This is a genomic window from Pseudoalteromonas sp. T1lg24, assembly GCF_002964745.1.
Classification (GTDB): Bacteria; Pseudomonadota; Gammaproteobacteria; order Enterobacterales; family Alteromonadaceae; genus Pseudoalteromonas; species Pseudoalteromonas spongiae.
Map to the genome: position 1 here is coordinate 237,829 of NZ_PQCB01000033.1, position 25,118 is coordinate 262,946.

The 25,118-nt window shown below is 40.2% G+C and carries 22 protein-coding genes; 16 read left to right on the forward strand and 6 right to left on the reverse strand.

All coding sequences use genetic code 11. The features are described from left to right. The first annotated feature begins 19 nt into the window (after nucleotides 1-19). The 7 genes from C2M30_RS13365 (at nucleotide 20) to C2M30_RS13390 (ending at nucleotide 7,303) form a co-directional block, all read left to right on the forward strand. A complete protein-coding gene (locus C2M30_RS13365) occupies nucleotides 20-2,545 on the forward strand; it encodes a GH92 family glycosyl hydrolase (RefSeq protein ID WP_105171974.1) in 2,526 nt (841 codons plus the stop codon). After that, complete coding sequence (locus tag C2M30_RS13370; protein WP_105171975.1) at nucleotides 2,545-3,753, forward strand: sugar MFS transporter; 1,209 nt, start codon at nucleotides 2,545-2,547, stop codon at nucleotides 3,751-3,753. Before C2M30_RS13365 ends, C2M30_RS13370 begins: the two co-directional genes overlap by 1 nt. After that, entirely contained in the window at nucleotides 3,750-4,742 is a 993-nt protein-coding gene (locus C2M30_RS13375) for a carbohydrate kinase family protein (RefSeq protein ID WP_105171976.1), read from the forward strand. Before C2M30_RS13370 ends, C2M30_RS13375 begins: the two co-directional genes overlap by 4 nt. Before the next feature lie 9 nt (nucleotides 4,743-4,751). Continuing rightward, nucleotides 4,752-5,945 carry an AGE family epimerase/isomerase gene (locus C2M30_RS13380; protein WP_105171977.1) on the forward strand — a complete coding sequence of 398 codons (1,194 nt, stop codon included), beginning with the start codon at nucleotides 4,752-4,754 and terminating at the stop codon, nucleotides 5,943-5,945. 167 nt (nucleotides 5,946-6,112) lie between these two features. Continuing rightward, a complete protein-coding gene (gene bcsD / locus C2M30_RS13385; RefSeq protein ID WP_010559468.1) occupies nucleotides 6,113-6,565 on the forward strand; it encodes a cellulose biosynthesis protein BcsD in 453 nt (150 codons plus the stop codon). Between the two features lie 8 nt (nucleotides 6,566-6,573). Continuing rightward, nucleotides 6,574-6,738, forward strand: a complete 165-nt coding sequence (locus C2M30_RS21495; RefSeq protein ID WP_158683435.1) for a hypothetical protein — start codon at nucleotides 6,574-6,576, stop codon at nucleotides 6,736-6,738. Between the two features lie 88 nt (nucleotides 6,739-6,826). After that, nucleotides 6,827-7,303 (forward strand): hypothetical protein, encoded by a 477-nt coding sequence (locus C2M30_RS13390; protein ID WP_105171978.1) that lies wholly within the window; start codon nucleotides 6,827-6,829, stop codon nucleotides 7,301-7,303. On the opposite strand, the gene C2M30_RS13395 is transcribed toward C2M30_RS13390, so the two are convergent. Further along, nucleotides 7,290-9,920, reverse strand: coding sequence for a serine/threonine-protein kinase (locus C2M30_RS13395; protein WP_105171979.1), 2,631 nt, complete (start codon nucleotides 9,918-9,920; stop codon nucleotides 7,290-7,292). The two genes, C2M30_RS13390 and C2M30_RS13395, sit on opposite strands and share 14 nt — an antisense overlap. Nucleotides 9,921-10,018: 98 nt before the next feature. Between C2M30_RS13395 and C2M30_RS13400 the strand changes: the two genes are divergently transcribed. The 4 genes from C2M30_RS13400 to C2M30_RS13415 all read left to right on the forward strand — a co-directional run bounded on the left by C2M30_RS13400 (nucleotide 10,019) and on the right by C2M30_RS13415 (nucleotide 13,661). Next, complete coding sequence (locus C2M30_RS13400; protein WP_105171980.1) at nucleotides 10,019-10,942, forward strand: FHA domain-containing protein; 924 nt, start codon at nucleotides 10,019-10,021, stop codon at nucleotides 10,940-10,942. 840 nt (nucleotides 10,943-11,782) lie between these two features. Beyond that, a complete protein-coding gene (locus C2M30_RS13405; RefSeq protein WP_105171981.1) occupies nucleotides 11,783-12,202 on the forward strand; it encodes an NAD(P)-dependent oxidoreductase in 420 nt (139 codons plus the stop codon). A 55-nt stretch (nucleotides 12,203-12,257) separates the two neighbouring features. Next, nucleotides 12,258-12,980 (forward strand): SDR family NAD(P)-dependent oxidoreductase, encoded by a 723-nt coding sequence (locus C2M30_RS13410; protein ID WP_105171982.1) that lies wholly within the window; start codon nucleotides 12,258-12,260, stop codon nucleotides 12,978-12,980. A 363-nt stretch (nucleotides 12,981-13,343) separates the two neighbouring features. Further along, nucleotides 13,344-13,661: a helix-turn-helix domain-containing protein gene (locus C2M30_RS13415; protein WP_158683437.1), complete on the forward strand. Its 318-nt coding sequence runs from the start codon at nucleotides 13,344-13,346 to the stop codon at nucleotides 13,659-13,661. Nucleotides 13,662-13,768: 107 nt separating this feature from the next. Here C2M30_RS13415 and C2M30_RS13420 read toward each other — a convergent pair whose 3' ends face one another. The 3 genes from C2M30_RS13420 to C2M30_RS13430 all read right to left on the reverse strand — a co-directional run bounded on the left by C2M30_RS13420 (nucleotide 13,769) and on the right by C2M30_RS13430 (nucleotide 18,088). Then, the gene (locus C2M30_RS13420) at nucleotides 13,769-14,446 is read right to left on the reverse strand and encodes a manganese efflux pump (protein ID WP_105171984.1); all 678 of its coding nucleotides are present in this window, start codon (nucleotides 14,444-14,446) and stop codon (nucleotides 13,769-13,771) included. Further along, nucleotides 14,430-16,043 (reverse strand): hypothetical protein, encoded by a 1,614-nt coding sequence (locus C2M30_RS13425; protein WP_105171985.1) that lies wholly within the window; start codon nucleotides 16,041-16,043, stop codon nucleotides 14,430-14,432. The genes C2M30_RS13420 and C2M30_RS13425 overlap by 17 nt, the downstream gene beginning before the upstream one ends. 218 nt (nucleotides 16,044-16,261) lie before the next feature. Beyond that, nucleotides 16,262-18,088, reverse strand: a complete 1,827-nt coding sequence (locus C2M30_RS13430; protein ID WP_105172965.1) for an alkaline phosphatase PhoX — start codon at nucleotides 18,086-18,088, stop codon at nucleotides 16,262-16,264. A gap of 506 nt (nucleotides 18,089-18,594) precedes the next feature. Between C2M30_RS13430 and C2M30_RS13435 the strand changes: the two genes are divergently transcribed. After that, the gene (locus C2M30_RS13435; protein WP_054979312.1) at nucleotides 18,595-18,882 is read left to right on the forward strand and encodes a hypothetical protein; all 288 of its coding nucleotides are present in this window, start codon (nucleotides 18,595-18,597) and stop codon (nucleotides 18,880-18,882) included. A gap of 296 nt (nucleotides 18,883-19,178) precedes the next feature. Beyond that, the gene (locus C2M30_RS13440; protein WP_234004735.1) at nucleotides 19,179-20,000 is read left to right on the forward strand and encodes a hypothetical protein; all 822 of its coding nucleotides are present in this window, start codon (nucleotides 19,179-19,181) and stop codon (nucleotides 19,998-20,000) included. Between the two features lie 218 nt (nucleotides 20,001-20,218). On the opposite strand, the gene C2M30_RS13445 is transcribed toward C2M30_RS13440, so the two are convergent. After that, entirely contained in the window at nucleotides 20,219-20,692 is a 474-nt protein-coding gene (locus C2M30_RS13445) for a hypothetical protein (protein ID WP_105171986.1), read from the reverse strand. A gap of 107 nt (nucleotides 20,693-20,799) precedes the next feature. Between C2M30_RS13445 and C2M30_RS13450 the strand changes: the two genes are divergently transcribed. After that, nucleotides 20,800-21,558 carry a tetratricopeptide repeat protein gene (locus C2M30_RS13450; protein ID WP_105171987.1) on the forward strand — a complete coding sequence of 253 codons (759 nt, stop codon included), beginning with the start codon at nucleotides 20,800-20,802 and terminating at the stop codon, nucleotides 21,556-21,558. A gap of 137 nt (nucleotides 21,559-21,695) precedes the next feature. On the opposite strand, the gene C2M30_RS13455 is transcribed toward C2M30_RS13450, so the two are convergent. After that, nucleotides 21,696-23,744, reverse strand: a complete 2,049-nt coding sequence (locus C2M30_RS13455; RefSeq protein ID WP_105171988.1) for a winged helix-turn-helix domain-containing protein — start codon at nucleotides 23,742-23,744, stop codon at nucleotides 21,696-21,698. Between the two features lie 113 nt (nucleotides 23,745-23,857). Between C2M30_RS13455 and C2M30_RS21970 the strand changes: the two genes are divergently transcribed. Both C2M30_RS21970 and C2M30_RS13465 read left to right on the forward strand, forming a co-directional pair. After that, nucleotides 23,858-24,268, forward strand: a complete 411-nt coding sequence (locus C2M30_RS21970) for an alpha/beta hydrolase-fold protein (protein ID WP_105171989.1) — start codon at nucleotides 23,858-23,860, stop codon at nucleotides 24,266-24,268. Then, nucleotides 24,268-25,056 (forward strand): alpha/beta hydrolase-fold protein, encoded by a 789-nt coding sequence (locus C2M30_RS13465; protein ID WP_267894204.1) that lies wholly within the window; start codon nucleotides 24,268-24,270, stop codon nucleotides 25,054-25,056. Before C2M30_RS21970 ends, C2M30_RS13465 begins: the two co-directional genes overlap by 1 nt. Nucleotides 25,057-25,118 lie beyond the last annotated feature (62 nt).

The following is a 25,118-nucleotide window of genomic DNA, read 5'->3' on the forward strand; positions in this document are numbered from 1 at the left end:
ATTTTAATAAGAAACAACTATGAAACAGATTCTCTCTCGTTCATTGATGCTATTAACCCCGCTGCTGGCGCTAAGCGCCTGTGGCACGCATCACGCAGATACCAGCAAAAGTGAAAAAAGCGCCACAACACAAACCGATTATGTACAAAATCCAGCGCAATTTGTGAACCCTTTTATTGGCACGAAAGGCCCATTTAACCATCGCCAAGCAGCAAACGTGGTTCCGGGTGCGGTTAAGCCGTTTGGTATGTTTAACTTTGGCCCTGAGCACGCGTATACCAAAGAGCTTATGGCTGAAAGTGAAGGCATTAGTAAACGTATCAACGAAGACAATGTGCGCATTCCCGTTTCGCCCGGTGGCTATAACTGGCAAGCAACGCGCTTAAAAGGTTTTTCATTTACCCGTTTATCGGGCACAGGCTGTTTAGGTGCATCAGGTGATGTGCCAGTGCTACCTTTTAATCAAGCGATTAAACACTCCCCTGCCAGCGATAAAATTAACGCCTACTATGGTGCTAATTTTAGCCACGACGATGAAACGGCTATTCCTGGTTATTACCAAGTAGGGCTCGATTCAGGTATTGATGTGCGTTTAGCGGCCACCGACCGCACCGGTATTGCCGAATTTACTTTTGCGTCAAAAGAGCAGGCAAAACTCATTTTTAGAACAGCTTACTCGCAACTGGGCAGTGGCGATGCATTTACCAAAGTCGATGCCGCCAAAGGCGAAGTCACAGGTTATGTCACAAGTGGTAATTTCTGTGGTTACCTTGGCGAATACAATCGCCGCGATTACTACACACTGCATTTTGTTGCCAAAATTGACGTACCCATTACCGGCAGTGGCGCGTATGTCGACGACACAGTTTCGCCTAATGCGACCTCAAGTAAAGGCGGTATGGGTTATGGCGATACGGGCGTGCCAGAATGGGGCAAAGGCTCTGGCCTTTGGGTTGATTTAGACGTAAACGCTAACCAGCCTGTCACCATGCGCGTCGGCATTTCTTACGTAAGTCTTGATAATGCCCGTGAAAACTTAGAAAAAGAGCAAGCAAGCCAAAGCTTTGCAAAAGTAAAAGACAACGCCTATGCCGCATGGAATGATGCCCTTGGTCGCGTAAAGGTAAAATCAAACGATAGCGATTTATTAACCACCTTTTATACGGCGCTCTTTCACAGCCAATTCCACCCTAATATCTTTAGTGATGTAAACGGTGAGTACCGCGGTTTTGACCAACAAGTGCATACTGTTAGCGCTAACCAAACGGCGCAATATGCCAATTTTTCTGGCTGGGATGTCTATCGCTCACAGCTACAATTAATTAGCTTAACCCACCCAAATGTAGCAAGTGATATTGCCCAATCGCTGTTTAATCAAGCCAATCAGTTTAACGGCATTTGGGATAGATGGACGCACAACAATGGTCCAACAGGGGTAATGAGCGGTGACCCATCAACCATTGCGATTGCCAACTTTAAAGCCTTTGGCGCCGATAAATTTGATGTCGCTGGTGCTTATCAATCGCTTTATAAAGCAGCCACAGAGCCAACCGAATATGATTTATCAAATGTCGGCTGCCCAGTGTTTTGTCGCGGTCAAAAACCATCACTCGATGAATGGTTAAACCTTAATTACTTATCAGATCAATCTAATTCGTGGGAAGGTGCCAGCGAAACACTCGAGCAAGTATCCGCTGATTTTGCACTTTCGCAGCTGGCAGCGCGCCTTGGCAAAACTAAACACAGCCAAACGCTACTTGAACGTTCAAGCTACTGGAAAAACCTTTATAACCCGAAAGCCACAGAGCAGTTAGGTTATATTCAAGGGCGCAATCAAGACGGAAGCTGGAAAGAAAAATTCGACCCATTTAGCGGCCACCTGTTTGTTGAAGGCAGTCCAGCACAGTATTTATGGATGTTGCCTTTTGACGGCCAAGGCCTAAACGAATTACTGGGTGGCGATGAGGTGATGGCATCACGCTTAGATAATCACTTCCGTAAACCAGATGGTAGCTGGGTGCTGTATCGCGATTCAGCCGAATATGCTGATGTTTCAAACCAGCCATCAATTGCCACTCCGTGGATGTATTTGTATACCGGTAAAGCCTATAAAACACAACAAACTGTGCGCGAAACCATGAAGCAACTTTGGCATAACACAGTATCTGGCATTCCAGGGCAAGACGATTTAGGGCAAATGTCGTCGTGGTATGTGTTCTCCGCCCTTGGCATGTATCCGTTTTATCCAGGTCGCGCCGATATGGTGCTTTCAAGCCCAGCGTTTGAAAAAGCAAAAATTGGCAATATTAGCATTAGCGCACCAAACGCAAGCGCGGATCACATTTACATTGATACGCTAAAAGTAAACGGCCAACCGTCAATGCAAAGCTGGATTAACGAAAACCATGTAAACGCGCCACAGCACCTTGAATTTACCCTTAGCACTACGCCAAATAAAGCGTTTGGCCAAGCTGAAACGCATCGTCCGCCGTCGTTTTCAACATCATCAACAGTGGCAACTAAGCTTGTTGGAGATAAACCCTAATGGCCAAGCAAATTAATCAAACCATGGCGTTTTACGCCATGACCAGCTTGTTTTTTATCTGGGGCTTTATCACTGCACTTAACGATATTTTAATCCCGTTTTTAAAAGCTGAGTTTTCGCTTAGTTATACTCAAGCCATGTTGGTGCAGTTTTGCTTTTTTGGCGCTTACTTTTTAGTGTCACCGCTTGCTGGGCGCGTGGTTGCAAAGTTTGGCTATCGCAATGGTGTATTTATTGGCTTATCAACCCTTGCCCTTGGCTGCCTGCTGTTTATTCCGGCAGCCAGCATTAAAGAATATGCACTATTTTTAGCGGCATTGTTTGTACTTGCAGGCGGTATAACCGTGCTGCAAGTCTCGGCAAACCCGTATGTGAACTGTTTGGGTGAGGAAAAACATGCTGCAAGTCGCTTAAATCTGGCACAAGCAATTAACTCCCTTGGTCATACCGCAGGGCCATTGTTTGGTACTTACTTTATTTTGTCGGCAACATCACAAAATGCAGGTGCCGAACAAGTACAACTACCGTATTTTTTAATCGCCCTTGCTGCGATAACCATAGCCTGCTCCTTTAAGTTTATTGAATTACCAAAACTTGATTTTGAAGAGCAAACTTCTGCTCAAGCTAAAGATTCGATTTGGCAACATAAGCACCTTGTTTTAGGCGCACTTGGCATCTTTTTGTATGTAGGTGCTGAAGTGTCGATTGGTGGCTTTTTAGTAAACTATTTTGAATCACCTGAAATCGGCGGCTTAACCACCGCACAGGCAGGACATATGGTGGCCTATTATTGGGGTGGCGCAATGATTGGCCGCTTTATTGGCTCTGCGTTAATGCGCCAATTCTCGCCAAGTTATGTACTCGCCTTTAATGCTATTATGGCGGTTCTGCTGTTAATTGTTACGGTATTTAGCAGCGGCAAAATCGCGATGTGGAGCGTACTGGCTGTTGGCTTTTTTAACTCAATTATGTTCCCAACCATCTTTAGTTTAGCTATTCGCGGTTTAGGGCAGCTTACTGCAAAAGGTTCGGGATTACTATGCCAGGCTATTGTAGGTGGTGCGGTGTTCCCGTTAATCCAAGCGGTTGTTGCCGATGCATTTTCAGTGCAGCTTAGCTTTTTAGTGCCCGTATTTGCGTATCTGTATATTGTGTTTTTCGCCATTAGCCAGCACCGCGTTCGCGCTCAAAAGGAGTTACCAGCATGAGCAAGGTGATCTGTTACGGTGAAGCCTTGATTGATTTTCTACAAATTAATCAACAATCACAAGATGGCATTAGTTTATCGGATTACCGCCAGTTTCCAGGCGGTGCACCGGCAAACGCAGCAGTTGCCCTTGCCAAACTTGGTGGTAAGGCGCATTTTGTTGGGCAAGTAGGTGATGATCAATTTGGCCATTTTTTAATAAACAGCCTTCGTCATTATGGCGTAAATACCGACTGTACGCTTATTCATAAAAGTGCTCCTACACCACTTGCGTTTGTCCATTTAGATGATCACGGTGAACGCAGTTTTACCTTTATGCGAAAAGACAGCGCCGATTTAAAACTGCACCCAGATGAAATCAAATCACAGTGGTTTAAACACGCTTCGCTAGTTCATTTTTGCAGTAATACGCTCACTGAAACAAACGCTGTAAACACCACACAAACGGTACTGGAACACGCAAGCGCAAACAACTTAACCATCTGTTTTGATGTCAATTTACGCGCTAATTTATGGCCAAATTCAGCCCTTAATATCGCGCTTATTAATGAATTTGTTGAAAAAGCAAATGTCGTTAAATTTGCCCGCGAAGAGTTCGAACTGCTTTGTCAAAATGCGCCTGAAGATTATATAAACCGCTGCTTTAACGGCAATTGCGAGTTGCTACTTATCACAAATGGTGGTGACAACATTGAATACATAACCAAACATTACCGAGGCAGTATTAGCCCAGCTAAAACAAAGGTGGTTGATACCACCGCAGGCGGCGATGGGTTTATAGGTGCAATTTTGTATTTATTGAGTGAGCGCATCACCCTAGACGCACTTTTAAACAATGAAAACGCGCTTAAAAGTGCGATTGCATTTGCAAGTTGTGCCGGTGCGCTAGCCGTAAGTCGTCAAGGCGCATTCCCTGCACTGCCCTCATTAAACGAGGTAGACACCCTTTTTAACCAGCAATTTAGCGCCCTCACCGGCGCATTTTTTTAGAGAACGCACGTGAACTTTTATAACGCTGACTTTTTAATACATCACAGCCAATCGATTGTTAACTTTTATACCGAGCGCGCTGTCGATAACGACCTTGGCGGCTATTACCAAAACTATTTAGACGATGGCACCTTGTTTAATACAGGGTTTCGTCAATTAGTAAGCAGTACACGCATGGTAATCAACTTTTGCCGCGCCGCTAAGCATTTTAAAAACAACGAGTATTTAAACTTTGCTAAGCATGGCCTTAATTACATTGAAAATCATCATTGGATTGCAAAAACCAAGCAATACGCGTGGACGCTTGATGATAACCAACCACAGGATATGACCCAGCAAGCCTATGGCTATGCCTTTGTGTTACTGTGCTATGCCCACTGTTACAAAGCAGGTGTGATTTCATCTGATAGAAAGATAAATGAAACCTTTGAACTGCTCGAATCGCGTTTTTGGCAAGCCAATGAAGGCATTTACGCCGATACCATTTACGCCAACGGCGAGCTATGTGAATACCGCGGCCAAAATGCCAATATGCATATTTGCGAAGCGCTTATTAGTGCCTACAGTGCAACCAATGAACGCCGTTATTTAAAACGTGCAGAGCATCTTGCCGAGCGTTTTTGTTTTGAACTATCAGCCCATAGCAATGGCTTAGTGTACGAGCACTTTACACCTTCACTTTTGCCTGATTTTGATTACAACAAAGACGATGCTAAAAACCTGTATCGCCCGTGGGGGTTTCAACCCGGCCATCAAACAGAATGGGCAAAATTATTACTGCAGATTAACTATTTCGAAGAGAAACCAAAGTTTGTTGAAAAAGCGCAGCACTTATTTGATGTTGCCTTTGCCAACGCATGGGATAACACCCATGGCGGCTTAGTCTATGGCTTTGATACGCATTACGCCACCTGCGACAGCGACAAATACTTTTGGGTGCAAGCCGAAAGCTTTGCAGCTGCTGCATTACTTTTTGATGCAACACAAAACAATGCTTACTTAACCCATTACAACGCCCTTTGGCAGTATTGCTGGCAGCATTTTGTCGACCATGATCATGGTGCATGGTATCGCGTACTAAAAGAAAACAATCAAAAATACAGTGCTAAAAAAAGCGAAGCGGGAGCAAAGTGCGACTATCACACGCTCGGCGCGTGTTTTGATGTATTGGAATTTACCACAAAGCCGTTTCCAACCAATTAACACATTCCCCCAATGTGCCTCAAAGCCAAGCATTGTGCTTGGCTTTTTTACGCCTAATAAATCGTGATATTTAGGTGTAATAACACGTGATACACCCACTACCCACCTTGTCCTATTCTTGAACCCATAAGATTTATGTCTGTGAGTAGGTTACTTTGCAATACGCTATGCATTTAAAATCATTAGTAAAACAAAATATTTCAGGGCAATGGCAATTTTTTGTAAGTTCGTTATTTGACACCTTAGAAGCATCTTATCCCGCACAAGAGCGAGTTTCGTTTTTAACTAAAATGGGCAAACATGCCAGCCGCTCGTTAGACATTCACCCTGAGCTAACATTAGTAGAACTCAATGAACGCATAAACCAGTTTTGGTTTGAACGTCGCTGGGGTCACTGCAATATTTTTGAAAAAGACAATGGCTTAGTAATTGAACATTACATTTCACCGCTCTGTGCTATTTTAAAACCCGAACACCAAGAATACGGTGACGCGTTTTTAACAGGGCTTTATTCCGAGTGGCTAAAAAACGCCAGCGCACCATACCAAGGCATTATTAAGAAAGTGAATGCTGAAAACATTGATGACATTGCAGTGCGTTTAAGCTACCACGTCATTTAGGATCCATTATGAACACCCATTATACGGTAATTAACGACACCCTTATTCAGCTGACATTCCCAAATAAATCAACGCAGCAATCTGCACCATCAAAGCAAGCTGAAACCTTGGCGCAAATGTTTAAACGTCACAAAGTGTTGGTACCATCAGAATTGATTTTCAAATTTAAGTAAAGAAAATCAATAAATTGCCGTTAATGTTAGGTGTTGTATAACAACTTAACGATATAACAAAAAACATTGAATAATAAGGACGAATTTTATGAGTAACCCTACAGTTAACGTACTCGTTGACCTTAATGGTATTTTTACAAATATCCAAAATCAAACGGTTTATTGCAAAGATAATTTTGCAATGGTAGGTGACACTTTCATTAACTATGAAATTGCAGAAGGTACTGATCCACAAAACTTAATCGAAATTATCGAAGCTCCTGCAGGCTCTTTTGAACCACCAACAATTAAGATTAAAGCAGGTACAACGGTCGATTTTGTTATCAACCCAAATGAGCATGCAGGTCAACCAGTTTACTTTGATTGGTTCCATGACCCAGCGCTTAAAGCATTACGTTTAGGTGTTGCTTCTAATGCTACTCGTTATCAAGCACTGCCACATGTGCAATTTCCGGTAGATGTAACAATGACTATCATTGCTCAATTTGATATTCAAGGCCAATCAGAAGAGTTTACGATTGGTTGGGATCCTATTATTGTAGTGGACGATGTTAATCCACAATAATTGACCTGAGCTCACGCTCATTCCAGTTTTTCCAAAGAGGAGATGTTATTGCCTCCTCTTTTGGGTAACCTTTTGCTATCGCCAACTTTAATTTTTTAAGTGCGCTTTTAGTATCATTTAGCGCATCATAAGCCTGTGCGGCAAGATAAAACTCGGTTGCATTTTCCCGATGCGATAATGAATCTAGTATTTGTAATGCATCCGCGCTTTCACCGATGCGTGCTTTATAATAAGCCCAAGCAAGTTTAGCACGGCTGTTTTGTTTATTAATTGAAAATACTTTTTCCGCTAAATCAGCCGCTTGTTTGTAGGTAGAGTTTGTATCTTGGTGTTTAGTTAACCAATACGAATCCGCCAAATTGCCCCAACTGAAGTAATTTTGTTTATCTATTGCAATTGACATTTTATAAGCTGCAATTGCCTCTGAATATTGACCCAATATAAAGTGAAATCCGCCAATATTAGAATAACCTGTTGCGGTTGGGTTTAAAGTATTGCCCTCTTTTGCATAGCTTAATGCCGATTGCAAATCGCCTTTACCATAGAAACTTGCCGAAAGACCAATATAGGCGCTGCTATTTTTTGGCGTTAAGGAAACTAATCGCTGATAGGTTGCAATCGCCTTATCGTATTGCGCAGTTCGGTAGTACAAGCGCCCTAACTGATTAAGTCCTTTCCAGTGGTTTGGTGTAATTTTCAGCGCTGCTAAATAACTTTGCTCTGCTAATGCATTTTCTTTTAGTTGTTGATAGGCTCTAGCCAATTCAAAATGAAGGTACTCATCATTTGGGTTTTCTATCACTAATGCTTTAAGTAAATTACTTGCTTTTACTGCATTACCACGCCTAAGCGCAAGTTTATGCTCTAGATAATTTACCTCGGGGTGAAGCGGTTCAATTTCTGCAAGTTGGCTTACAGTGTTTTCATACTGTAATAACCATTGTTCATCTTTTGTTTTGTGAAATTTATTCAAATACGCATAAGCTAGGTTCACATAGGCATCAACATAAAGTTCATCTAAGTCAATGGCTTGCTTAAACTGAACTATAGCATTATCAATATAATTTTTTTGATCAGAGCGAAACGTATAACCAATTGCGGCTATGTAATGTTTATAAGCACCATCAAACTCGGTACCCTTACTCGCCATATTACTCTTTGGCCAATTAAGCATGGTAGTGGCTTTGTCAAACACCGCTTGGTTTGAGGCAAATAAATCTTTTGCATTTACCTTAAATTGCTGCTGCTTTAGTGCAACACCTGATGCGCCGTCTATTAATTCTAAATTGATTAAGCGCTGAGAGCCTAAGTGTTGAATACTGCCCGTTAATACTATATCGGCACCATAACGAGTATGTACATCGTTAACGGTTAAATTTTTCAGTTTGGCTACTTCGGCGCTTGGAATAACCCAGCTATTGGTTTTTTCTCTACCCACTTTGCCAAGTTCTGTACTTAACGTCACCGCTAAGCCTTGGCTAAACAGCTGTACTTGCGGGTCGTCATTAATATTTTGTAATGGCAATACCGCGATACGTTTATTCTCGCTAATGCGCTTTTCAAGTATCTGCTGATTGCTAGGCGGGAATAAAATAGGCTGTAAAAGCACGGCCATTACACCTAAAAACACCGCTGATAGGCTTACTTTTTGCCAAGGCGCACGTCGCTGCCACCAGTTTGGCTTTTGCACTAAGGCGTCGTTTAAATCGGTAAATGCATCGATTAAATCTGAAAGTGGCGGTCTTTTTGAAGGCTCAACCACCAGCAGGTTTTGAATAAGGGTGACTAACGCTTCAGGTAATTGTGTGTGTTTATCAGCTAGATTTTTAGCTTCGCCTGTTGTGATTTGTGCTTTTATCACTTCAAGTGATTTTCCATCAAAGGCTTTTTCACCCGAAAACAACTCAAACAACACAGCGCCAAGGGCAAACAAATCACTTTGTTTGCTGGCGTTTTGCCCTAAATACAGCTCAGGCGCTAAGTAAGTTGGCGAACCGATTATTGCTGCCTGTGACTCACCACCGAGTACATGGGATAAACCAAAGTCGAGTACTTTAAGCTGGTTATGTATATCAAACATAATGTTATCAGGCTTGATATCACAGTGCAGAATGTCGTTTTTATGGGCGTAATCAATGGCATTGCACAGCTGCAGCGCAATATGGGCTTTTTCTTTTAATGGTAGCTGTGTGGCGATTTTTGCTTTTAGGTTATCGCCGTCAACCCACTCCATCACGATGGCAAGCTGTTCATCATTTTGAATAATTTCATGAATGGTAACAATATTGGGGTGGCTTAATTTACTGGCAAGTTTGGCTTCTTGCACTAAGTCGCTTTGCTTATCCGTGTTTGGTACAAGTTTGAGGGCGACAATACGATCCAACACAGGATCTTTAGCTTTTAAAATTGTGGCAAAGCCACCTGAAACCGTGCCTAAAACTTCAAAGTCACTGAGGTTTCGCTGGGTGACAATAGCAGCTTCTTTTACCACATCACTTGCGGGTGTAATAACTTGTGTTATTTCTAAATCACCGCCCGTGTTAGTTTCGTTACAACGAGTGCAAGTAGCGGTTGAAACATCTAACGCGTTGCCACAGTGATGGCATAATTTACTCATAGTGCAAAGCTTTTATTATTGTTGATTGTAATTAAGCAAAGTTACACCACATAATAACGGCAAAAGATTCCAATACCAAGCGTTGATATGAGGGAAAAATGGGTACATTTACAAATTCGGTTACAGAGCAAACAATTCAGCTGCGAGACCACCACATTATTGGCCGTCACCCAGAAACAGCACACACTTTAATTAGAGAAACTGCGGTTTCACGTAGCCATTGTTTAATTGAATGGCAACAAGGAAATTGGTTTTTACAAGACATCAGTGCCAACGGTACTTACATTAATGGCAAACGCGTTGCTAAAAACATCAAACACGACTTAAAAATAAATGATGTTGTGCAGTTTGGCGATAGCGAAAGCGTAAAATGGCAAGTTTCGAGTTTAGAGCAGCCATGTCCATTTTTAAAAAGCACCAATGAAAGTGTGAGTGACTTTGCCCTTAACCACCACGTAAACATGCTTAATTGCGATGACCAAGAACAAATGATCAGCCAAACGCTCTCTGGCCAATGGTTACTTGAGCAAGAAGGTAATGTTAAAGCCATTCATAACGGCGATTTAGTGCGTTACCAAGGCAATCAATATATTTTAATTGCGCCAAGCGACATTGACGCGACACAAGAGTGCGAACAGACCGCCGAACACACCGTAGATGTGAACTTTACAGTAAGCCAAAACGAAGAGCACGTTGGTGTGCTTTTAAATATTGACGGTCAATCAATTGATTTAGAAGACAGAACGCACCACTACTTGGTGTTATTACTGGCGCGTAAATACGTGGAAGACAAACAAAACAACGTACCCGACAGCGAAGCGGGTTGGCTTGATAAAAGCCTGTTAATGCGCCAAACACGTATGGAAGAAACCCATATCAACACGCAGTTTTATCGTTTTAGAAAGCAGCTGCATACTGCGGCGAAAAAACTAAATTTAGACGTTGATATTATTGCTAGACGCCGCGGCGAAATTCGCTTGCAGTGCAACACGATTAATATTGCACAAAGCAAAGTAGCTTAAAACCGTTTAACGTGCCCTCGCACTGCTCAATGTGAGCAAGCGCAACTAATGAATCGCCCCTTGGTTGCGCTTTTTTGTGTCTGAAATTTGACTATTAAACCGATTAAACAAAACACTTTAAAAATAAATTCCAATTGTTAAAGTGTCATACGACAAACCGAAAGAATAGTCATTACACAGTAGAGTTTAAACGGCAGTCTGTTGCAACGCTGGTTATCATGTGATCAGAAATAAATTACGCAAACAAGGCTTTAACGTAATACTTGTAGCATTCGGAAGTTGATGGCATCCCCACCATGAATTAATCACGAACTGTCATAGCTAAGCCAAGAGTAAGGTAACGAAAACTGAAGTCATCTTCAGAACAGCTTTGCCTTCTGTGTGCTTCTTGCTTTTGTCACGGCTGTTTGTACTCGATATATACTTACTTTAACTTTTCTTAATAATTCCAATTTTTTTAGTATCTATATTAATTTGATTTAGGTTTAAAATTAAACACAAGGCGTATTTATCTGTAAGTTTGCCGTCGATATAACAAATTAATAACTATTAAATTAGATTAAAAATTGCTTAAGGCTCTAATAAAGGTACAATTACGGAATTCTAATAGTTCATATTAATAAGGAAAGTTAATGACTATATTAGTAAAAGGCACTGCAGGGTATATAGGATCACATACAGCTCTGCAATTATTGAAACAAAATTATTCAGGTATGTTGCGAAACAGCTTGAGTAATTCAAGTCAAAGATTTCTCAACAAACCCTCGTAGATTTAGCTATTTCACAAAGAGACAAAAACTCATTGAATTATCAGTGAGCTTAGCCCTTTATGTTTAAAATTTGCAAATTCTTTATTGGGGTCGTACTGATCAAAATATTGAATCTTATACTTATCATCAATGTTTGTCTGTTATGGCCAAAAACGTGGACTTTTTAGTTGTTAGTTGTGCTGGGAATGCGCAAACAATATCACTAATCAATAAGCAGGTTTTTGCAAATCTTAAACCTTCGGCTTTTGTTGTTAACGTTGCTCGTGGCTTTGTCATCAATCAAGCCGATTTGATTGATAGTTTACAAACCAATCAAATAGCAGGTGCTGGGTTAGATGTATTTGAAGATGAACCCAATGTACCTAATGCCTTATTAAACATGGAAAATGTCATAGTGCAACCGCATGCAGGTTCTGCAACACAAGAAACGCGTAGCTTTATGTTTTGGCAAGTAGCGAACCACCTAGTGCAATTTTACAACAGACATTAAATCAAAAAATAATCACTTAGTTAAAGTCACTAACTGAGCTAATTGGAGTATAGAAATGGATATTTCAGGTAAAGTAATATTTATTACAGGTGGTACAGGCGGCATAGGTTGGGCCTTGACCAAAGCATTAAGTAACAAAGGCGCAAAAAAAGTTTATGTCACCTATTTAAACGATAGAGATTTAGATTTTGAACCATTAACTTCTCCCACTTTGATTGAACCTATAAAATTAGATGTCACTCAACCAGAATATGTGGAAGAGGCAATTTTACGGTGTTCAGATGCGGATATAGTAGTTAATAATGCAGGTGTAGAATTTGCAAAGTCATTTTCAGATGCAGATACACTTAAAGCAGCAGAGTTTGAGATGCGAGTAAATTATCACGGTACTCATTATGTATCACATTATTTCCTACCTCATCTTAAGGAAAAGTCAGAGGCATTACTAATCAATGTGTTATCAATAGGTGGTTTCGTTTTAGTTAATAAATTAGGTACTTATTGCGCATCAAAAGCTGCAGCTCATTTTTTAACAAAAGGTCTACGATTAGACTGTAAAGATTCAAATGTGACTGTTATGGGTGTTTACCCTGGTTATGTAGACACTGCGATGACACAAAACTTAGATGTCGAAAAAGTCACACCAGAGTCAATCGCCAATTCAGTGATTCAAGGCATTGAAAGTAATTCAGAAGTCGTATTCCCCGACCCTATGTCTGAAAGCTTAAAAGATAAAGTTGTATGGGATAATGCAATTTTTGAAACCTTAACAGATTAAAAAACAACTGATAAATCAAATGCTCACATAATTGACTTAGTATGTATAAGTGCAATGACACACAGACATTCGTTGCCTTCATACTTTTTACTAATGTCACCGTGAGCATTTAAAAATATAAATAACCGCTTTGATTTTATAAACTCCAATACAGATGCAAAACTTATAAAGCATTTTACTAAATCCTAAACCCTTACTCGTATTTATAAAGTCAGCTCCAAAGTTAATGGTATAAGACTACATTTTCGCTATCAGGCTGTCTGTTCCACTAAAAATTCCGTCGGGAATACGTTTTTTTTCAGCTGACTGTTGCCACTTTTTTGAGGTGCGACAAAAGTATCTCTACCTATTTTCGACAATGACGTGTTACTTGCCGCACAAATTAGCCAATTAATTGAAAACGAATCCTTATTTTTACAAGCTAATCTCAAGGTCGCAGATGTCGCTCGTCACTTAGATGTGCCTGAATACCGTGTTAGCCGTGCGTTAAAAGCGCACATTAGCAATAAAAATTTCAATCAGTACATAAATGGGCTGCGTATTGCGCACGCCAAAGAGTTATTGGCCGATACGACTAAACAAGATTGGTCGGTACTAGTGATTAGCCTTGAAAGCGGGTTTGCTTCTGTAGGGCCATTTAGCCGCGCGTTTAAAAGCGAAACAGGTATTACTCCCAACTAATTTCGCCAAATGCATTTGAGTGATGCGTTAGTTAACGCAAGTTAACAAGCACGATTGTTGCTGCGGGTGTTGCTAATAAATTAAAAAGGGCCTGAGCCCTTTTTTAATTACGATATGGCAGTTGAAAATAACGGTCGCTGTTTTACCAATACAATACGAATAATAATCGCGCTTAACGCAAAGATTTGCCAGTCGGGTACATCCAACGCAAAGGTGTAGCGCATCAATGCCAGCAAACCAAAATAACCAATCGCCGCGTATTGCAGCCACAACCAAACAAATGGCGTATTGTTTTGCCTGCACCCTAAGCGCTTGCCAACTTTAAGCCCAGCAAGAGTAAATAGATACACCACAGCGCCCACCACAAGAAATGATGTCCAGACAAACACGGTTTGCCACTCAACTACTTGCGCCGACTTTGCAGGCCCCGACCAAAGCGCATCCCAACTTACCGCAACAATCAACGACCACGAAATGGTCGCGACCAGCGGATCGGTTTCATCATCGGCAAATATCTCGTGATATAAATACACCGCAATAAAGCCAATTGCGACAATACCCAACATCGGCGTTAGCCAAGGCAGCCATTTGATACCGTAAAAACTCAGTAAATAGCCACACATAGGTAAAAGTGTGTGTGAGCCAACCACGCCGGTGATCCATTTCGTGCGTGTTTTACGGCACGTAAGCTTGGTACTATAAAGCGCTGTTACTAGGGCTACATCCATGCCAATTGCTGCGCCCATCAGTAAACACGCAATAAGGTATTCAGCGGCGAACTGCATTGTCTTCACCCATTAACCATGCAAGTCTAATATCCCACTTATGGTGATGCTCAGGCGCAAGTGGCGCTTGCTTGTCATCAACCTGTTCAAGTACATTTTTGGCTTTGCTGATATTGGCATCGCGACCAAATAAGAAGCTTTGCTCTTGCACTATGGTTTTATAGGCTTTGTTGAGTTTAAGCGCGCGCTCTTTTGACGGCATAATCAGTTCATAAATGCTGCTAAGGTTAGCAACTTTATCGCGTTTTACTGCGCCATCACTGTCGAACCAACGCAGTAACATTTCTTGGTTTTGCCTAAACTCATCACCGCCGCCAACGCGTTGTAGGTACGTTAAGAACTCCCCTTGCGATTCGCCTAGCGTAGGAACATCTTTTTGCGCTTTTAAGTCGATATAACGCCAACCGAGTTTGCCTTCCACTTTGCGTGGAAACGAAAAGGTTTGGTCTATAGTCGTGCCAACGGTTTTATGACAGCCGTTACAAAACATCAGCTCTTGATAATGTTGCGGGCGAAGTTTGCCTTGTTGGTCTTCAATATAACCATTAATGGTCCAACTAAAGCCGTTATCAATACCGCGCTCGCCAATTGAAATGGTTTTAGGTAATTGCTCAAATTCTTTTTCTTTTGCCTCAAGCGTGTATGCACCGCGCAGCTTGTTGGCTGATTTGAATCCGTGCTTTTTCATATAACGCACTTCTTTCATGCGCGGGGCATTGTAAATTTCGCCTTGTTCGTCAACCCCTAAATAACGCACTGTGTGTAAGAACTCGGTGCCTTTCGGGTACAGCATACTGTGAAGTGGCACTTGTTTAGCATCACCCAAGTAGTGGCTTTGTTTGTTGATTTGCGTAACTTTGCTAAGCGTGCCGTCGTTATTTAAATCAACATTAATAATACGCTCGTCAATTTCAGGGGTAGAAATTGTTGGCAGCTCTTTAATTGCCATTTCTACCAAACTTAAGTTGGCAAAATACACATCAAGATTAAATTCGCCGTTTATTTCACGAAAGGCGTTAGGCAAGCGGATCATCGCATCACCGGTTGAGCCATTTGTTGGCCAAAAGGTACTTGGAAACGGCTTGTAGTTAAATGCAACCCAATGACTGTTATCTTTTGCAAGCCCTTGCTGATTAAAGGCTTTTTCAGGGTACGCCAAATTATTGATAAACATTGCATTGGCTTGAGGCGATGTAGGATGAGTGTGTGCAAACTGACCATAGTTATCTTGATTAACGTAGGCCAAAATGGCGTCGTCACTGATACCTTTAATTAAGTCAGAGCGATCAATAAACAGGTTTTTCCAACTGTTGTTCATGCCTTCATCTGAAAACTGATAATCGCCCTGTAAGTCGCCGTCATTCATAATATTTGGGCGTTTTTCGCTGTGCTTATAGGTTTGGTGGCAGGCATAACACGGGTTGTTTTTGCCTTCGGTTTTGGTGTAACACTGCGGTGGGATCACCGCCTCGGGGTTATAAATTTCATTGTGTTTAATGTAATCGAGCGCGTTATGACTGGCATTTTGTTTGTTTGCAAAAACACAAAAACTCGCAAACGTTATAAACGCAGCAAGTACAAGGTTTAGGTATTTCATACTCATTCTTCCAACTAAATGAGAAGTGCTTATACCAATTCTGTTAAGTATGTGATCAACAATAGAACTGGATAAATGAAATGCTAACAAGGCAGAATTTTTCTTATGTAGTTGTTCTACATTGATAAATTCTAACGCAGTTAGCATGATATTTAATCCGCTAGCATAATCAGCTACTTGAGTGAACTGGTATTATTCACTTCTCTTAAAACAATTACTTACTTTTTCACAGGCTCATAAAGCCAAAGCGTATTGTTTTCTTGGAAACCGTCTTCACCAATGATGATGCGGCCGTCGTCCATTACGATAACGTTATCTGGTTGTGAAAGTTGGTCAACATCACAACGTGCTGCACCTGATAAGCTGCTGCGGTATGTTGAACCCATTACTAATGGTTCGATGCGGCTGATGTTATACCCTTCTTCTAGTTTTGCACGATAAACACCACCACAATCTTTAACACGGCTTGATAGCTGAATATCACCTTCGTTATCAATTAGCGTGTTATCTAAATCGGCAATTGCAAGGTACACGTACGCATCACGTACATCTTCACCATCAATGGTGTTTACGCCTTCAATTGCTTCTTGTGCTCGTTTGGTATTAATTGAAATACCTTCAAGCTTACGCCATTCTGCTGTTGCCCCTTTTAAACGTGCTGCTTGACGTGACTCTAGGAATACCGCTCGGTTATCCATCGGCTCACCCGCAGTCACTTTACCGCCGCCATTGGCAACCGTTGGGTAAGTTGCCGCGCCATTTGCCCACGCTTCCACGTCAGCCATGGTCATGTAGTTTGACTCGCCCTCAACGTATTGATCGGTACCAATACCGTCAAAATCAGCAATCCATGCTTCAATCATTGTATTATCGCCGTGACCAAGTTCAATCCAAGCTACATCAAAACCTGTTGTCGCAGGGTCATTCTGACCAACGTCTTGGGTTAATTTAGCACCGTAAAGCGTACCTGCACTTAAATCTTCTGGCGTATCGGCAACAAATTTAAATAGCACACCACCTGTGTCATCTTGCGATAGGTACACCGTTTTACCATCTGGCATTACCGTTGCGTTTTCATGTTCAAAACGACCTAATGCGTAGTGCTTAACGACCATTGGCTCATTTGATGTTGGGTTTTGTACTTCGGCAATATAACCATAGCGATACGGGTTTGGCGCATCCGGAGCAGTAAGTTGCCACATGTAACCAATCATATCGCTGCTAACAAGCGCTGGGTTGTTCCAGTTTGGATTAGTTGTTGTGTCTACTTTTGAATCTACAATCCACTCTTCAGATGTGAGCGGTGTATTCCAAGGTGTTACTGAACCAAAACAGTTTGCCGCTGTACCTTTTACACCATCAAAATCAAGCATCATGGCATCAGTAACTGTCCAGCTGCCTTGGTTATCTTTTTCAAGCGCCATACGGCTCATTCCACCTGGGTACATTTCCCAGTTAGTGAATAAATAGCCTTTACCCGCACCTGTTTGAATAAAGCCGTTAAAATCTGGCATGTCGTTTTCAAGAATAAGCTCATCGCTTACCATCGAATAAATATGGCCTAAGCCTTTTGCTAATTTGCCATTGTAAGTATCGCCCGTTTGGCCGAGGATTTGATATTGGCCGTATGCACTCATTACCGTTTGACGTTCTTCTTCGCTTACTGGTACAGGTGAATCAACCAGCGTTTCAGGTAGGTTATTAAAATTAACACCAGCAAGCACACCCACAGTACCTGTGTGGAATGTTTTACCTGCAGCATTCGTTACAGTGTTGCTATCTGATGGGTGCTGGGCGTTGAAAAATAAATCACCTTCTTGTGATAAAAAGATACCCGTCACTTCAGCGCCTGTTGGCACTGTTGCTAGGCGCGTTAGTTTGCCAGCTGAACCATCGCTACCATTTGTGCCATCTAAACCATCAGTACCATTTTGGCCTGCTGCCCCTGTTGGGCCTTGTGCGCCATCATCGCCATCTGAACAAGCCGTTAGCGCGAGTAATACTGACAGCGCAAGTGCGCTCATTTTTATTTTTTTATGTTCCATTTTATTTTCCATAAGTGACGGTAATTAAATTCGCGCCCTATGGTGTCGCGTTAATATGAAAAATAAGTTACTGAATAATTAATAAAAGAAGTCGGTTTGATTACGTTACATGTTTAGCGAACCCATTTAGGTTTAATTTAGGCGTACGCATTAAACTCAACGTGCCAGCCTTAGATACAACACAGAATTGTGCTTGAAGTAGGTGTAAAGATGAGAGTAGCTTATGTGGAATGATGTTCTGTGTAACTATTCTAAATACCCATTTATCTGGAATGCAAAATGAGACTCTTTCGAGTGGATACTAGAACACTACTTTTCAGCACTTATTTTATATCTAGTCACAATGAGCAAATATCGATCGTTTACATACATTCAATTTATTTCTTATAACTTAATTGATTTTTCAATAGATTAAGATTTTGTTATTTTGCTTTTTTAGTATTTTACAAGCTAAACAACTTTGTAAAGCCTGACTTGTGAACTTTTATACGTTTGAGGGATAAACAGTGAATGATATTGAAAGAAATAAACTAATAAAAACAAGTTGGCAATTGCATAGTTTGGTAGAAGATAGTTACCTCAATAACTCCGCCACCAAGGGAGATGAAGAGTGGCTAGAGAAGCAGCGTATTCTGTTAGCAGATATGGCAATTCATTTATTACAAACAGCTATGAAACCAGGAAGCATAGAACTTGATAAACTAAAAAATAATCTTCACTCCATTTTGACCATCACAGATCAGTTTTTACCGCACTCTGGACTCAAAGAAGCAACAGATAAACTTTACGAATAAATATAGAAGTTAATAAAGTGGTAGGACAAAAACCAGTTGGCTTTGTGGTGCCTGACAAATGTTAGTAAACTATTTATTACCGTTTATTTGGGGGAACACGAATGTCAGTTGTAGGCTCTTCGCGAAAGTACCCCTCTGATTTTAATTATGTTTCTGACGGAAATAAGCAAAAGCTAACATAGATAAAACTTGAATCAGCATGAAAAGCGCAAGACCTGTTCCTATTTTTATTGTTATATTACAATATGATGCCGAATCATAATGGTTCTTAATTTTACAGGGATTTAAAATAACAAATGTTTAGAGCTTTTTTATTATGTTGCATTTTAATCAGTGCGAATTCAGCTTATGGAAATACACCGCCCTATTTCACCGAAGACATTGATCTCGAATACCGAAAACTGCTTAAACATGCTAACGAGATGCTGCCTAAAACAGATAAACAGCTAGCTTATCTTCCTTCATTTTTCCCTTTCAGTTTGCTAGACATTCATCCAACAAATTTCGTCAACAATAACGATAAGCAAGCCTTTGCAAATTTTAATTTTGGAGTATTAGGAAGTAGATTTTTGAATATTAGTGAGAAGCAGCTTTCAAATTTACCAAGTATTTCAATATGTAAGAAGCAAAAATGTACAAAAGAAAGAATTGAGCTGATAAATCAGTTTTTAGTCGATTCAAAGAGCGAATTAGAAATGTTGAGGCAAAATACAAATCTATATATTGTCCAGCAAACGGCACCTCATGTTTTTCGCGTCAATAATACGTTTTATAGTCCAACACAGCTTATTACCTACTACCCAACCAAACAAGCAGGATTTATTCCTTCTGGTGACTATAAACTGTCCAAGCCAGAAGATGCTCCAAATCTACTAGCATTATCTGAAGTTACCAAGGCTCTTAGAGACATAATGGCGAAGTATAATGTTGCTGCAATCGCGAAGGCAAATGAAGAAAGTATCAACATAATCTTTGGAGGGATAAGTGATAACCATTGGGGAGTCGTAATTAACCACAAATCAAATATTCCAAATTCAGGCGATTATAACCATATAGGCTTGGAGTATAATATTGTTCAAAAAGTCTCCGATAGCAGCTTTTACTATCAAACAAACTAGGCGCTCTTTGTGGCCATTTTAGAAAATAACCCTTTGAATTAATTTATGTATTCAGCAGTAATGAGCGAAAGGCTGACGTACAATAACTTATTATTAACGATTCAGAAATCAAAAATGGCCTGAATGTTACTAAATAACCAGCCTTATAATTTAGATTCCTACAAAATTACATGGCTGATTCTCTAACTTGATAGGTGGTGTTTAATAAATACTATTGATTACCTATTTTCAGAATAGATCTTAGAGGCAATCTTCCAGCAATTCGCAGTTTTAATTAAAGACCAACTGACAGATCCTGTTGAATATAATTTATCGTCGAGTAAGAACTCATATTTATAAAAAATACTGGCGACATTGCCATCAGTGTTTATTTTGATATCGGACATTGTTTCTTCAAATTTGATACCTGAATTTACAAGCCAATTGGTAAAACCTGGTACAGCGCCATATACAAGACCTTCATTACTTGGAAGATTTCCTTGTCTTTTGGCAGGATTAACACCAACCCAAGGTATTGAATAGGAGAGAAACAAATTTAAAAACGCTTGCTCATCTTTTTGTGACACTGAGGTTTGATAGGTTTCAATCACATCGTTTAAGTTAGGGCATGATTTAGATTCAGTTTCTTTGGCAGAACAAAAGCTACTAAATATAATAATTATTAGAATTAAAGAATTGGCAAAAAACTTCATAACTTTTCCTTGTTTGATTTAATAATGAATGGCTAAAAGTAAACTTTATTTGATCTAATGTGAATTTAAATTTATTGTCTCTAATAGTTTGTTAGGGAGAACATAAATTGAAAGTATTCATAAAAAACAAAGTATTAATAACTCTTGGACTGTTATTCTTTACCTCTTTAAGCGCTTATTATTACATTCATAATCAAAGCAAATATCAGCAATTTCTTATAGCTTCTCTCCAAGACAACGACTTCTTCATCTTTTCAACGTCACAACTCTCTGGTGAGCCAAAAACACGCTTTGATTATGCTATTGCGAAGATAATCAATATAAATGATTCAGAAGTTAGTTATCAAATAGGTTCAACGAGTTATCGATATAAAAAAGATCTTATTAAGGCTATTCGACTCGACACCTTAATGATTGACAATTATTTTTTAAATGAAATCAGAACCCTTAGTATTTCAGAGCTACAAACATTATCAGAAAATGGATCAATTATTGAATTAATGAGGCCTACAGGGCGTTATCTTTTTGGCGGTCTCGTTTTAGAAGAACAAAAAATGAAATTGATACAACCCACTTACAACCTACAAGAGTTTAATGAAAGTGCTGTTGAATCTTATCAATTGGGAGATATTGATACAGCCTTTGCTTTATTTAAGAAAGGGGCTGAATCAGGTGAAACTTGGGCTCAAATTAATTTGGCAAATATGTACATTGATGGTGAAGGTACAGATAAAAATATTGGTTCAGCTATATATTGGCTAAATACCGCATATGAGTCAGGAAATCCTGATGCACAGCCTAAATTAAAGTTGTTATGCCAAGAATACAACCATTTGAACAATGAGATTTGCTCTCGTATTTTATAAAAATTGTCTAACTCAATTAAGCTCGCAAACTAGCTCGCCCTACCAGCAAGCATTCACCAAGCGTTGTCCGTGCTGCTATTTTTTGCAGTAACAACGCATTCTTCCCACGTTTAAGAAAACGCTTTTATTTTCTTAAACTAATGAAGTTGTACTAACTCTTTGCTAAATTTTTTCATCACGGTAAGCAACACGCCCTGCTCATTAACATCGCTGACATAACGTGCAGAGTCTGACAACTGAGCAAGCGTTTGCTTTTTATGAGTCGTTAATGAGTAGCTCCACAGTTCGTGCTGAGCGTTTATACCATAAATTTTATTATCAAATAGCGCAAAATAGGGGCGTTCAAACTGCCCTTTCGGTAAATCAAGGGTTTGCGCTACACCATTTTTTACATAATAAAATACAAGCTCATCATTTAAATAGACATAGCTTGTTTTATTTATCATATGCGCCCAATACACGGGCTGCGTGCTCAATGTTTGATATTGCTCTGATGCTATGTCGTACACATAAAGCGCTTCAAGCCCGTCATTTCGCCCTTTTAACAGTAAGTTATTGTCACTTGTCCACTGCAATATTCCACTAACTAAAAAAGGTATGTTTATAACTTGCTTTTGCCCGTTAAGCGCAACCAGTTCAATTTTATTATTAGTTAAACTCGCAACGTGTTTACCGTTTGGTGACCACACTGCCGATTTTCCATACATAGAATCCGTTTGTTTTGGCAGTAACTGGGCTTTTGAGTTTTGATTTTGGTGGTGGCTCAACCAAATTCGGCGTACACCTTCACGTTTCGAACTCCATAAGATTAAATCACCAGACGGTTGAAAACGTGCCATATCATCACTCGCGTTTGAGCGCGCAAGGGTGAAACTAAGTTCGTTAATAGGTTTATCATGGGTCATTTTATCAAACGGAATATAGGCAATATCAGTGTCGGCATTTATTTCCGTCGCAATCACAGATTTTCCGTTTGGGTGGTAACTTGGCGATTGCAAAGTAAAACGCGATGACGTGAATAATGGTGAAAACACGCCTTTTTGACTTATCTTAAAGATCCCCTGATTTGTGCTCGTAATGAAATACGCTTCTGTGGGGTGCAATTTAATTTGAAACGCAGTATAAGATTCAACATCAGCAGGCAGCTGCAATGGGTATTCACTGAGCTGATTTCCCTCTCTATTTAGATGGATTAAATAGTGCTGCTCCTGGCGATTTATGGCTAATAATGAATATTGCTGAGACGCATCATTATAAGTGAAACTATAAATTTCTTTATCTGCGTTTGAATATAACAACTTAGGTTGCTGGTCATCACGACTAAGCGTATAAAGCCCCATTACCCCTGCTCGTTCTTGCAATAAAACCGCTGTTTCATCGCTTATCCAATTCACCTGTCGAATAAAGTTTGGTGCACAATCGAGTAGCGGCGCTGCCTCAAAAGGTGAGTTTGGTAATGTGTCTAAGGTTATTTGTGCGACTGACCAACAAAACTCTTGGCGTACCGGCTTGTTATTTGTTGGGCATAAATTTCGCTGAGAAAACACCAAATGTTTACCATTAGGCGACCAATTCGGCTGGCCATATACTCCCGCTTTTTTGGTTAACTGGTGCGATTCGAATGTTGTTGTGTCTTTTAACCAAATTTCACTTTCACATGCATTAATGTTCTTTAGATACGCAATGTAACGACCACTTGGTGAATAACTCGCATCAGATTCGTTGTCGTCTGTATTGGTAACCGCACTCACTTTAGAAAAAGCATGGTGGTTTTCGTCATTAGAGTGCGACAAAAAATTGATTAACAAGACGGTAGTGAAAACGCATAGCATTGCCACTAGATATCGTGTAGCTAAAAAGACACGCGGTATTTTTCTCTTAACGATTGGTATTTCAAGGCTATACCCGCTTTTTGCATGAGTACGGATGACTTCCTGCTGACTATCATTAAACACTTTTCGTAATTGCGATATACACCGTTGCAACGTATTGCTCGTCACTACGGTATTTGGCCACACTTCTGCCATCAAACTTTCAAAGGAAACAACTTGCCCTTGTTGCCTTGCTAGCACATGTAATACCGCCATTACTTTTGGCTGCAAATTAGTGGTGTTGTTTTTATAGGTAATTTGATTGCGTGACAGGTCAATAAAATAATCACTTAACCAAAATTGCTGTTTATTCATTCAAATACTGCAAAAATCAGTGAGAAATCAGGCTAAAATCAGTACTTAACATTCTGTTTATAGCGGAAAATTCTTATCGTAGCATAAGTTTAAAAACAAATTGAAGGAAGCTTATGATCCGTTTATGTTTACTGTTAATTTCACTATTTAGTGCAAGTAGCCAATCACAACAAATAACTAATGAACAACTTACTGTCGGAAACAAAATAACAATTCAATCTGAAGTGTTGAAGGAGCAACGCGAACTACTCGTTTACTTACCAAAAAACTACGATGCAACTAACAGGTACCCTGTAATTTATGTTCTTGATGGTGAGTTTTACTTTATACCGACCATTGGGGTAGTAAGCTCTTTAAGTGCAACAAAAGCGATTCCAGAGTCAATTGTTGTTGCAATTCCAACCAGTATTCGCGTTCGTGATTACTTACCTCCCATCAAAGGCGAAGCGCAAAGTAACCAACAACAATTTATCAAACAAAAGTTTCCCCGTTTCGGTGGTCAGAAAAATTTCAAACCTTCTTAATGACAGAAGTGTTTACTTATATCGACTCACATTATTCAACCTTGCCAAACCGGACTTTAATTGGTCATTCGAATGGGGGCGTTTTTAGCTTACATACTTTGTTGTCTAACCCAGACCTATTTACTAATTATCTTGTAATTAGCCCTGCGCCATGGTGGGGAGACGCTGAGATTGACAGTAATTTTGCGTCTATTAAAGAATTAACACTGGCAAAAAACCTATTTATCACACTGGCAAGTGAACCTGGGCGATACTATGCCCACATGATGCGTATTCTCGCTAACTTAAAAAGCCATGCACCAAATTCATTTCAGTGGCAATATCAACATTTGGCTGAACACACCCATGAGTCTTCTGTCTACCCTGCAATATACGCCGGCCTCACTTACCTCTTTAACGACTTCAAATATAGTCCAAGTGAAGAGCTTGCAAAATACGGCGATGTATCACCGATTATTGACTACTATGAAGGGCTTTCTAAAAAGTATGGTTATACGGTTGATATTCCGCACAGCGTGCTAGCACAATTTTCATCACAGCAACTAGAATTAGGCCGCAATGAACAAGCGTTCGAAACATTAAACTACTTTGTTAAACACAACCCTAAAGTAGCCTATGCACATCAAAGTTTAGCCTTCGCTTATATGCGAGCAGGGCAATACTTAAAAGCAAAAGAGGGGTTTTCACACGCGCTAACGCTGTATAAAAAAAATGGCGGTACTGATTATACTGTGGTCGATTTTTTAAATAACATGATTAGTGACGCAAATACCAAGCTAATGCATTAAGTTAATACAAAAAAAGCGCCAGATGTCATTGGCGCTTTTTTTCTAGCATTTTGATTTATCTA

Excerpts from the sequence above, each read along its gene's own strand:
- C2M30_RS13365 (WP_105171974.1), top strand. The coding sequence starts at position 20 with ATGAAACAGATTCTCTCTCGTTCATTGATGCTATTAACCCCGCTGCTG.
- C2M30_RS13370 (WP_105171975.1), top strand. The coding sequence starts at position 2,545 with ATGGCCAAGCAAATTAATCAAACCATGGCGTTTTACGCCATGACCAGC.
- C2M30_RS13375 (WP_105171976.1), top strand. The coding sequence starts at position 3,750 with ATGAGCAAGGTGATCTGTTACGGTGAAGCCTTGATTGATTTTCTACAA.
- bcsD (WP_010559468.1), top strand. The coding sequence starts at position 6,113 with ATGCATTTAAAATCATTAGTAAAACAAAATATTTCAGGGCAATGGCAA.
- C2M30_RS21495 (WP_158683435.1), top strand. The coding sequence starts at position 6,574 with ATGAACACCCATTATACGGTAATTAACGACACCCTTATTCAGCTGACA.
- C2M30_RS13390 (WP_105171978.1), top strand. The coding sequence starts at position 6,827 with ATGAGTAACCCTACAGTTAACGTACTCGTTGACCTTAATGGTATTTTT.
- C2M30_RS13395 (WP_105171979.1), bottom strand. The coding sequence starts at position 9,920 with ATGAGTAAATTATGCCATCACTGTGGCAACGCGTTAGATGTTTCAACC.
- C2M30_RS13400 (WP_105171980.1), top strand. The coding sequence starts at position 10,019 with ATGGGTACATTTACAAATTCGGTTACAGAGCAAACAATTCAGCTGCGA.
- C2M30_RS13410 (WP_105171982.1), top strand. The coding sequence starts at position 12,258 with ATGGATATTTCAGGTAAAGTAATATTTATTACAGGTGGTACAGGCGGC.
- C2M30_RS13420 (WP_105171984.1), bottom strand. The coding sequence starts at position 14,446 with ATGCAGTTCGCCGCTGAATACCTTATTGCGTGTTTACTGATGGGCGCA.
- C2M30_RS13425 (WP_105171985.1), bottom strand. The coding sequence starts at position 16,043 with ATGAAATACCTAAACCTTGTACTTGCTGCGTTTATAACGTTTGCGAGT.
- C2M30_RS13430 (WP_105172965.1), bottom strand. The coding sequence starts at position 18,088 with ATGGAACATAAAAAAATAAAAATGAGCGCACTTGCGCTGTCAGTATTA.
- C2M30_RS13440 (WP_234004735.1), top strand. The coding sequence starts at position 19,179 with ATGTTTAGAGCTTTTTTATTATGTTGCATTTTAATCAGTGCGAATTCA.
- C2M30_RS13445 (WP_105171986.1), bottom strand. The coding sequence starts at position 20,692 with ATGAAGTTTTTTGCCAATTCTTTAATTCTAATAATTATTATATTTAGT.
- C2M30_RS13455 (WP_105171988.1), bottom strand. The coding sequence starts at position 23,744 with ATGAATAAACAGCAATTTTGGTTAAGTGATTATTTTATTGACCTGTCA.
- C2M30_RS21970 (WP_105171989.1), top strand. The coding sequence starts at position 23,858 with ATGATCCGTTTATGTTTACTGTTAATTTCACTATTTAGTGCAAGTAGC.
- C2M30_RS13465 (WP_267894204.1), top strand. The coding sequence starts at position 24,268 with ATGACAGAAGTGTTTACTTATATCGACTCACATTATTCAACCTTGCCA.